We start from the raw sequence: 10,485 nt of genomic DNA, 5'->3' as shown, positions 1-10,485 counted from the left end.
GACGCATTACGTTTATGATGCATTAGGTCGCGTGCGTTATACGGTGGACGCGGAAGGTTACGTTTCGGAAAATCTTTATGATGCCAATGGTAATGTGATTGAGGAGAAACGTTACCCACAAAAGCTTTCAATTTCACTCGATGGAAAGAATGATCTTGAAAATATTAAAGCCACTATAGCTGCGTTAGAAGAGAGTATAGAAGTCACTTACGAGCCAACATCAAAGATTAGTAATCTCAAACTCAATGGTGTTGATAGTAAGCTCTCGGTAAATGAGAATGATATTATTATTGTTGGTGAAATTTCTCCTTGGGAAAAGTCGGTTTATAGCCGACCCGTAAAAACGGGTGACTCTGCCATTGACTTTACAGTTCGAGAAAGTACCACCGAGCAAGTTATTGGATTTAGTGACTTGAGTAATCGGGGTGATCGTAATCAAATCGATTTCGGAATTTACATTAAAAATAACGAAATCTTGGTTGTTGAAGATGGTTCTAATGTTTTTGCATCTTCTGAACGTCATTCCGATTACAATGAGTATCGCATTGTTATGAATGGCGATTCGGTTGAGTATCAAATGAAGTCTGTTTATGACGATGAATACTCTACTTTCTATACGTCAGGTAATAAAGTTAATGCCAATGCAGACTATGTGATGGATATGGCATTTAAAAGCAAGTGGTCTAACTTCCATTACGTAAGTGTAACCAATGTTATTCAAGAACAATCCTCATCTAGTAAATTTTCACCCAATAGCACACGTTATGTCTACGACGATTTAGGTCGGGTTACAGAAAAGCACGATGCTTTAGGTTACAAAGAGTCTTATACCTACGACGCTTTTGGAAACACAAAAACATTTATAAATAAACGTGGCTTTAAATGGTCTTACGATTATAATAACTTATCTCAGCTGGTTTTAGAAACCTCTCCAGAAGTCGCAGTTATGTCGGAAGATGGAGAATCTTCAGAGACACGCGCGATTAAAAAGAAGATGAATTACGATGCGTTCGGTAATGTTATTAGTATTACTGATGATTTTGAAAGTAGCCAAGAGCGCACAACGTCGTACGTTTATGACAAACGAAATAATCAAACGCAAGTCATCTTGAATGATCGCGGTGAATATAACTCGTCTACTGGAGCAGTAGAGTCCACAGGCGTTCAGTTTAATAACACGACATTATTTAACGCCTTTGGACAAGAAGTTGTTAATATCGATGAGCGCGGTAATTATCGTTTTAAAACCTATAACGACAATGGTCAGGTAGAATACGATGTTGATGGCGAAGGTTTTGTTTCTTTCTATCAATACAATCATCAAGGGCAAGTAACTGAATTAACGCGTTATGCCGAGGCATTAACAAAAGGTGAAGTTGATCAGTTAATTGTGATTGGAAAGTCGATCACGAGTGCCGATGTTCGTTCAAGATTAAATCCATCACAAAGCAAAGATCGAACGGTTTATACAGAATATAATGCAAAGGGACAAAAAGTTGTCACTCGCTTAGATGCGGTCGCATCGGTGAGCAATGATGGTATAACACCAACCTATACTCAATCGCCAGAAACTCAATTTGAATACGATAGCAAAGGTAACGTTGTTAAAAAACGTGTTCGAATTGATGCGAATAACTGGGCCGAAACCTATTCTTACTTCAACGATCTTGGGCAGAAAACTCATGAAGTGGATGCCGAAGGGTATATGACTAAATTCGAATACGATGGATTCGGTCAGCTAATTCGTCAAACGGAATTTGCGCGTCAACTGAGTGTTGCTCAGTTGAGTTCTATTTCAACCGATGCGGTACCGAATGAGCCTTCTGCAGGTAATGTTGTTATTGGTTTCGATCGTATTATGGAGTTTCGTTACGATGAGTTAGGTCGCCAAACGCATCAAATTATTGTTGATGCGGACTATTATGAGTTTACGGGTCTTGATAAAAATATTCCTGATCTAAAATCGGTCGACAATAAAGATATCGTGACTCAAATGGAGTACGATGAGCTGGGTAACATCGTTAAAACGATTGATGCAAAAGGGCAAGTATCGACATCCAGTTTTGATGCACTGAATCGTGTTGACTTAAGTGTTGAGTCTGCACGTTTGGTTGCTCGAAGTGGTATTGTTGATCAAATGGATTATCAGGGCCAAGTACTTGTCACGCCTAAAACCACTTATGCTTACGATGCACATGGTAATCTTATTGAAACGGTTCGTTCCTCTGGAAATAGCCGAGCAGAGGGTGAGACGATTCGTATGTTGAGTCAGTATGACTGGCATGGAAACGTTATTAAGCGTACCGATGCACTAGGCAATGAAACTGTGTACCAATACGACAAGCAAGGTAACCTTATCCAAGAATCTGCGTTTGTTAGTGAAACAACGAAAACGGCATGGCAACTTAAGTATTATTACAATGATGAGGAAATCACTTTAGAAGAGTATCGAGAAATCCTTCGCGAGCATTTCCCATTACCTGGTACGCCGAATTTACCAACCGATCCGACGACACCAACGGAACCGAGTTTACCGACAAATCCGACGTTGCCGACGAATCCAACATTACCAACGGAGCCAAGTCTTCCAACGTTCCCGAACATACCGACGTACCCTAGCTTGCCTAGTGGGCCTACGCTTCCTAATTTGTCAAAAGAGTACCCAACACTCATGACAAAACAGTCAGCATCTACTTTGAGCTTAGAGCCTAATAGAGAACCTGTATTGCCGATTAATCCTGACTTACCCATTCTACCAGGTCATACTTTAGTTGATGGACTTGAGGTTCGTTGGGAGGAGTATCAACAAGAAGTTGAACACGGTTATGAGTTTAACCGGGTTAAGCAATTCGTTTACGACGCTAATGGAAAGCAAACCGAAACGAAAATTCAAAAAGATAATGGGCAATGGGTTAGTGATGTCGCTAAGTATAATGCGTTTGGTGAAATAGAGTCTAAAGGTGTTAAAGGACAAACTCATAACGATGAAAATATCTATTTCTTTGAGTACGACAGTGCAGGTCGTTTAATTCGAGACAATCAAAATCAAGGTGTAGTAACTATTCATGCTTATGACTTGATGGGTAATAAAATTGAGGAGTCCAAACAAGGTTCTATCGATGGTGTTGTTGCTAATCGTACGACTAAGTTTGAATACAACAAACGCGGCGAAGCAACACGTACGTTATTACCTGGGTTTACCGCTTTTGAAAATAACGTTGATACATTAGCGTCTGATACAGGGTCATTCCAGCGTCCTGAAATTAAACAAACTTACGATCGTTGGGGTAATGTTATTGAAACAGCGGAGTTGATTAAAGATGCTCCTGGAACCGCCAATGATAAATACGCCGTTACCCAATACCGTTTTAATCACGAAAATAAAGTGACATTAGAAGTTAAACCCGAAGTTCAGTGGGTTGACGAAAGTGATAATACGGGTCGAGCTTCACCAACGACGCATTATTACTACGATGTTCGTGGTTTGTTAATTGCGACGCAAGATGCTGCCGGCAATTTACGTAAAAAGTTATATAACGATGCGGGCCAAGAAATCGAGTCGATAGATACTCTCAGATACAAAACGAAATACGTTTACGATGCCCACGGCCGTAAAGTTGCGACGCGTAATGCTTTGGGTTATATAACAACGCAAAACTTTGATGCTAACGGTAATGTCATTTCAACAGGAATCGTTAGAAACAAATCTGGCGCCAGTTATCTTAGTAATGGTAAAGGTGTTGGAATGAATGGCTCTCTCGAAGAAGTCATTATTAACAGCTTTACATACGATGCGCTAGGACAACGCGTTACTGAATACAAAGGCGATAGGTCAGAAAGAGCCGCAAAGCTTGCAAAACGTTACAAATACGACACTCGAGGAAACGTTGTAGTCGTAGTTCAGAATGAATCTGAGAATAAATATTACACCTTTAACGATTTAGGCAAAAAAATCCAGGATCTTAATGACGAAGGTGATTCGTTGGACTGGACGTTCGATAAATACGGTCGGGTCGAAACTTATTCTGATTTAGGCAGTCGTGTTACGGAATACGAATACAACGACTTTTCACAAGTTAAACGTGAAAACTATATCGATGAAGATTTTGTGGCTTATCGTGCTTACGACTACTGGCAAGATGGAAAGTTAAAAAGTATTACCGATGAACGTTATAAAGACTTTTCAATTGGTGGGACATTTGAATTACCAGACGGTAATGTAATAATAATTCCCGATGTTCAAGCTGTGGATTTATCAACTTATTACAGCACCGATGTTGAAACTTATGGTTATAACATTAGAGGGCAACAGGTTAAACAGACCGTTGATAATTACTTAAGAGATCGAAAAGAGCATTATTTGCATAATGACTATTCTGGAACGCATATTAAAGTTACGCAAGTCTTACAACCTTCTATGCCTGTCGACCTACAAATGGAACACACTCATTTTGAGCAAGAAACTTATACTCAATATGATGAGTTAGGACGTATCTTAAAGGTTAAAGTACCTGTGAGTAGTCATAATTCAGGTATTGAAATTAAATCTTTTGAATACGGTTACGATAAAGTAGGCAACAAGATTACTGTTGATGCAAGTTATCAACGTCCTGATATCTCTAATACGCAAACTTTTTCTCAAAGGAACACTTTTGACAGTGAAGGTAACATGCTAACAACCGGTACTGGTCATAAGTATACGTATAATGGATTAGGTCAACGAGTTTCTTACATTAAATTTAACGCGGTAACTCCGCCTGTTTATTATAATGGTATACCACAACCCGGTAATACCAAATTTTCCTACAGAGAAGAACAGTATCACTACACCGATTTAGGTTACATGTATCAAACCAATGTTCGTTCTTCTCATTTTGTTGAATATGCGAGCCTTCCATATACTCCATCGATTGATGCTTGGGATAAGATTGATACGTTTGATGCATGGCAAACCAGTGTGACTCGTGTTTCTGATGACTGGGGGCGTGTAACATCAGAAACGAAATACAAAGAAGACCAAGACCGTGATAAACGTATTACAACGAAAAAAGAAACGCGCACAACGTCTGAGTACAATGCCAGCGATCGTGTAAAGGAGCAAACGACTTACACATACAGAAATAATGGAACCAGTTGGCGATCGTCTTTGGTTGAATTCGATCTGGATGATTCTTACGATGCTGCAGGCAATCTTGAGCATTATCGTATGACGGGATTCCGTGAAAACTACAGTGTGCATTACACGACGGATTATCGTACTCGATACGCCAAGTTCGACAGTTACAAACAAAGTCGATCAACGGTTGATACAACCTTAAGTAATTACAAAGATGCTTACACGAGTTATTACTACGATTATCGTGGCAACTTGAAAAAAGTTAAACTGCAAGATGACGAAGGAAGCAGCCGATATACTTTCCGCGATTATCAATTTAACCGCAGTGGTCAAATTATTCAGCAGAAGCAAAAAGTTGATCGAGTTAATAAGTTTCAAAACTATTTTTATGTTAATGGACAAGGTATTGCTGATGTAGGAACTTTAGAAGGCGCTGATTTCGATTATATGTCAAGTTCGGCCAAAGCTTTGGAGTTTCAATCAACGCCAGGTCAATACGTGGTTAATCAGGGAGATACCTTACGAGGCATTGCGCAATCGGTTTATGGTGACTCGACTCTTTGGTATTTAATTGCCGATAAAAATGCCATAGCCAGTGACGCCGAACTAAAAGAAGGCATGTCACTGAGTATTCCTGATGCATCGTCGAGTGCGAATAATGCCGAGACTTTTAAGCCCTATAATCCGGGCGACATTATTGGTGATACCAGTCCTTCGATTATACCTCCACCTCCACCCGATAAAGGTTGTGGTGTACTCGGCCAAATTATTATGGTGGTCGTTCTTGTTGTTGTCACTGTTTACACTGCGGGCGCAGCAGCAGGTGCATTTGGTGTAGCGACAGGGGCGACTTCTGCTGGAACCATGGCGGCAGGATCGGCATTACTTGGTGGAGCTGGCGGATTTACCATGGCTACAGCAGGTGTTGCGTTTTCCGCTGGAGTGGCAGGTAGCGCTGCTTCGCAGTTGGTTGGTAAAGCAATGGGGAATGTGGAGAGTTTCTCGTTACGTCAGGCGGTATCCAATGGTTTTTCAACCGTAGCGACGATGGGAATGGGGGCTTTGGGCAAATCTGCTGAATATGCTAAAGATCTTGAAGCTGGTAAAGATGTTGCAAAATATAGTAAAGCAATAAAAGATTCTAGTTCAATTGCACAATCATTAGGTCGCGCTTTAAATTGGGGTGGAGGTGTTGCTTCCGCTGCACTTAGTGCTGCTTCATCGGTTGCTGCCAATAAATTGGCTGGTGTTCCTGCAGATTTTCGTTGGTCTGATGTGGTTTCTGCAGCATTGGCTTCTCAAATCCCAGGCACACAAGGCGTTAAAGATCCATTAACCAAAGGTTTTCTAGATACCGCACGAAGCGTTGCCTCTTCATATATCAATCATAAGATCAAAAAAGAGCGTGGCGAGTCGTCTCGTTGGGATAACCAAAGCGCATGGGCGAATGCGTTTGGAAGTGTGGTTGGTAATGCAATCGTTGAGGAAATTACATATCGTCAAGATTTTAATGAATCAGAAAGATCATTCTTAGATGGATTATCACAAGAGCATGTAGATTATTATCGATTGAAACGACAGCAATTTAAAGACGCTAATGTACTAAACGAGCAAGAGGCAAGTAAATTAGCAATGGAAATTGTTGAAGATTCAATCAGTCCAGGGTTGCCTGAAGATAGACTTGAGCTTATTGGCAAGTCAATTAAGGCGATAGGAGCTTCGGACGAACAGGTGAATTCGATTCTTCAATCCAAGACTGTTAATTCAATAGTGAACAACACTGAACAAGTTATGGATAACCTTGATGATTATGCTCAATACTCAGGTGGTCAACGAACTGAAATCGTAGATGGAAAAGAGATTGAGATTGTAACTACGATCGCGGATCCTGATTACTATAAAGATCCAGGAAGTTATTTAGAAAATAAATCTAAATTAAATTCTTCATTCCTTGCTGGATTAATTGAAGATGCATCTCCGGTGTTGCTACCTACTGGTGATGGTTTGATGGAAGTTGCTGATTCTTTAAATGATCCATTGGTAATGTATACTTTGATGGGTATAGAGCTTGCGGCTGGTCCGGTGAAGTTTGGAATTAGCAAAGCGATTGAAAGCTCATCCGTTGGTCAGTATTTAGGAGAGCAGGCGCAAAAAGCTCATGAGACATTTACAAACTATGTAGCTGATAATTCAGGCTTAAATAAAGACGAAGCAAATAGATCTGCAGCAGGATCACTAGGTCTGATTTATGTTGCTCTTGGAGCGGCTGCTCTCGCAAAAAACTTACCGAAAGTTAAGGCTAGTTCTGAAAAAATTCGTTTAAATGATGGTAACTTTAGATTGATAAAGAGACTTGAATTAAAATCTTTAAAGTTCAACCCTTATAATAAAAAGTATAAGTCTCTAAGTCCTAAACAACAAAAGGCATATCTAGAGGAGTATTATTCTCAATTAAAAGCACAAGAAAAAGCTTTAAACTCAATGACAGCTTTTGAATTCAAGGCAGCTAGAGACGCTTTTATTAAGAATAGAGGAAGAAATCCAAAAGCAGGTTCGTTGCAAAGCCAAATGAATAATGATTTAGCTAATGATATTACCGAGAATTTAACTAAAAATTTGGAAGCAAAAGGTATGTCTCCGAAAAATGCTCTTTTGGAAGCACAAAGGCGCACGAAAGAGATTAAGCAAAACTTGGCAGCATTGCATAATCCCGATATGGTTTTTGGAGGGTATAATTCACCAAAGCCTACGAAAATGGGAAGACGAGATATAAACTCTTCTATTGGTGCCACTTGGAAAAATCATTTAGATGATATTGACAATTTTGTTGCTGGCGCTATAAATAGTGGACACGGTAAAGCTTATTTGAACATTAAACTGAATCTACCAAAAGGTGTTAACATTGATTGACGAATATTTTGAAATATTTAAAGAAAATATGGGACAGCCAGATCTTACGACTCAAGTATCAAAGGAACTGATTGACAAGTACAGTTCACTGCTTCCATCGAATCTTATTGAGCTTTGGAAGGAAGAAGGATTTAGTTCATATCAAAAAGGTTTGCTTTGGTTTACTAATCCAGATGAGTTTAATGAATTAATAGACATGTGGCTTGAAGGCACTCGTTACGGGGAGAATGGTCGTTATTACGTCATTGCCCGAACTGCTTTTGGTGGGTTGATAGCATGGAGTGAAATGGATTCAAGAGTAATAACCGTTTCTTGTTTTGGAAGCTATATTACAGGTGGTATTGGTAAAGACATCGCGTCTAGTGAGGCAGAGCGTTCAAAAAACTTGGGTAGATTTTTTGCAGTTCGTGATATTGATAGTTTTGATTTGCAAGATGAGTTAAGCGAATCTGTCTTTGAGAAATTAATTCAACAATATGGAAGCTTGAATAGAGATAATGTATTTGGTTTTCAGCCTCCTCTTTTTGTAGGGGGAAGTATTAGTGCAAAAAATGCGAAGCCAATGGATATGCAAGTTCATCTAACTATTCTGAGAGAATTTGGAGAACCTGTCGTTAATGAATAGCGATAAATAGTTGCCATTATCGGAAGGTATTTTTCATTGTAGGTTGACTAGCATATTAGGTCGTGGAGTAAAAATATTACACGACCGAATACTCTTTTACATAACATTAATATTTATTGCTAAGTTGCAATCAAAGGTGAAATTCTTTTGCTTATTTAGGCTGGATTAGACTTAATTCCTTTTAATATATAGTTTTTAATTAATGTAGTTATAAGTTTTTTACAGATTATAAAAGGATTCGCTATCATGAGCCACGACACATCAAAACAGAATCAATCACGGCAGAACTTATCGAACTATCATGAGATCTGGTTGTTTGGTTATGGCTCGCTAATTTACAAAGTGGACTTTCCTTTTTTGGACAAGCAAAAAGCCGTTATTAACGGCTGGCAAAGAAAATTTTGGCAGGGAAGTCACGATCATCGAGGGACGCCAGAACGGCCGGGAAGGGTGCTAACGTTAATTGAGTCGCCTGGCTCGGAATGTATGGGAATGGCTTATCGAGTGACGGAAGAAGTTTTTGAGCATCTTAACATTCGAGAAAAGAATGGTTATTTGCGTCACGAGATTGAGTGTCGGTTATTAGATTCTCACAACCAAATTACAAAAATTGTAAAAGGTCTCATTTACATTGCCTCTCCAGAAAATGCCGCTTATCTTGGTCCGTTACCCGAATCTGATATTGCAGAGCATATTGCACGCAGTGAAGGCCCTTCTGGAAAAAACAGCGAGTACCTATTGTTGCTTGCTGAGGCTTTAAGAAATCTGGGTGCTCATGATGAACATGTTTTCACCATTGAAAACCATCTGAACGATATTATTGATCGTTAATTAGTCATTCTTCGTAAAGTCCAACTTAAAACAATCGTGAATACTTTAAGCGGTTGGTCTTTATACAATAGTACCGAACTAAGATTGATTGAGCATTGAAGAGTCCTTTTCATTTGCTAGGATCTTTGTCAAACTAGCGCCAGATCACATTCAACGATAATCAAAACAAGAAACCTGCAATGATTACTGGAACGCTCAATAAACTTAAATCTCAACTTGAATCTCCTGTTCAATACTTTTTGCCGGTTGGTGAAGAGGATATTGGATTAAATCCGTTAATTGGCCAAAAAATTCGAATGGAGCATACAGGAAATATCTACTGTTCCAATTGCGCTAAAAAAACGAAGAAGAGCTTTTCGCAAGGTTATTGCTATCCGTGTATGAAAAAATTAGCACGCTGTGACATGTGCATTATGAAGCCAGAAACGTGTCATTATCATGAAGGAACTTGTCGCGAGCCAGAGTGGGGCGAAACCCACTGTTTTATTCCCCATTATGTTTATTTATCGAATACGAGCGGTCTTAAAGTCGGGATTACTCGTCATTCTCAAATTCCAACACGTTGGATCGACCAAGGCGCCACACAGGCAATGATTTTATTTAAAGTGGCGACGCGGCAACAGTCGGGCTTTGTTGAAACCTTGTTTAAAGATCTTATTGCGGATAAGACCAATTGGCGCGCCATGTTAAAAGGGAATGCGGATTCGGTTGATCTAGCGGAGAGAGGCGAAAGTTTAAAAAATGAACTTTCGGCGTCTCTTAATCAATTAATATCCGAGCACGGTGAAAATGAAATCGAGTTTATGAAGAGCGATGTTGTCGATATTAACTATCCTGTTGAAGCATTTCCAACAAAAATCGCCTCTCATAATTTTGATAAAAACCCGGTGGTCGAAGGCGTTTTGATGGGTATAAAAGGGCAGTATTTACTGCTTGATACCGGCGTGATAAACATACGTAAATTCACGTCTTATGAAATCACATTTGATGCAGCATAAAAAAT

At 39.5% G+C, this 10,485-nt stretch carries 4 protein-coding genes; all 4 read left to right on the top strand.

What is annotated here, in order from left to right:
* Positions 1–31 precede the first annotated feature (31 nt).
* The 4 genes from FAX86_RS21560 (at position 32) to FAX86_RS21545 (ending at position 10,480) form a co-directional block, all read left to right on the top strand.
* On the top strand, positions 32–8,026 hold the full coding sequence (locus FAX86_RS21560; protein ID WP_205859281.1) for a polymorphic toxin type 15 domain-containing protein: 7,995 nt from the start codon (positions 32–34) through the stop codon (positions 8,024–8,026).
* Positions 8,019–8,651: a GAD-like domain-containing protein gene (locus tag FAX86_RS21555; RefSeq protein ID WP_144395568.1), complete on the top strand. Its 633-nt coding sequence runs from the start codon at positions 8,019–8,021 to the stop codon at positions 8,649–8,651. The genes FAX86_RS21560 and FAX86_RS21555 overlap by 8 nt, the downstream gene beginning before the upstream one ends.
* Before the next feature lie 246 nt (positions 8,652–8,897).
* A complete protein-coding gene (locus FAX86_RS21550) occupies positions 8,898–9,482 on the top strand; it encodes a gamma-glutamylcyclotransferase (protein WP_144395567.1) in 585 nt (194 codons plus the stop codon).
* Positions 9,483–9,661: 179 nt separating this feature from the next.
* The gene (locus FAX86_RS21545) at positions 9,662–10,480 is read left to right on the top strand and encodes a DUF2797 domain-containing protein (RefSeq protein WP_205859280.1); all 819 of its coding nucleotides are present in this window, start codon (positions 9,662–9,664) and stop codon (positions 10,478–10,480) included.
* Positions 10,481–10,485: the final 5 nt, after the last annotated feature.

Source organism: Pleionea sediminis, from assembly GCF_007570825.1.
Taxonomy (GTDB): Bacteria; Pseudomonadota; Gammaproteobacteria; order Enterobacterales; family Kangiellaceae; genus Pleionea; species Pleionea sediminis.
Note: the sequence above shows the minus strand (reverse complement) of the source record. Positions and strands in the feature narration are given on the sequence as shown.

Excerpts from the sequence above, each read along its gene's own strand:
- FAX86_RS21550 (WP_144395567.1), top strand. The coding sequence starts at position 8,898 with ATGAGCCACGACACATCAAAACAGAATCAATCACGGCAGAACTTATCG.
- FAX86_RS21545 (WP_205859280.1), top strand. The coding sequence starts at position 9,662 with ATGATTACTGGAACGCTCAATAAACTTAAATCTCAACTTGAATCTCCT.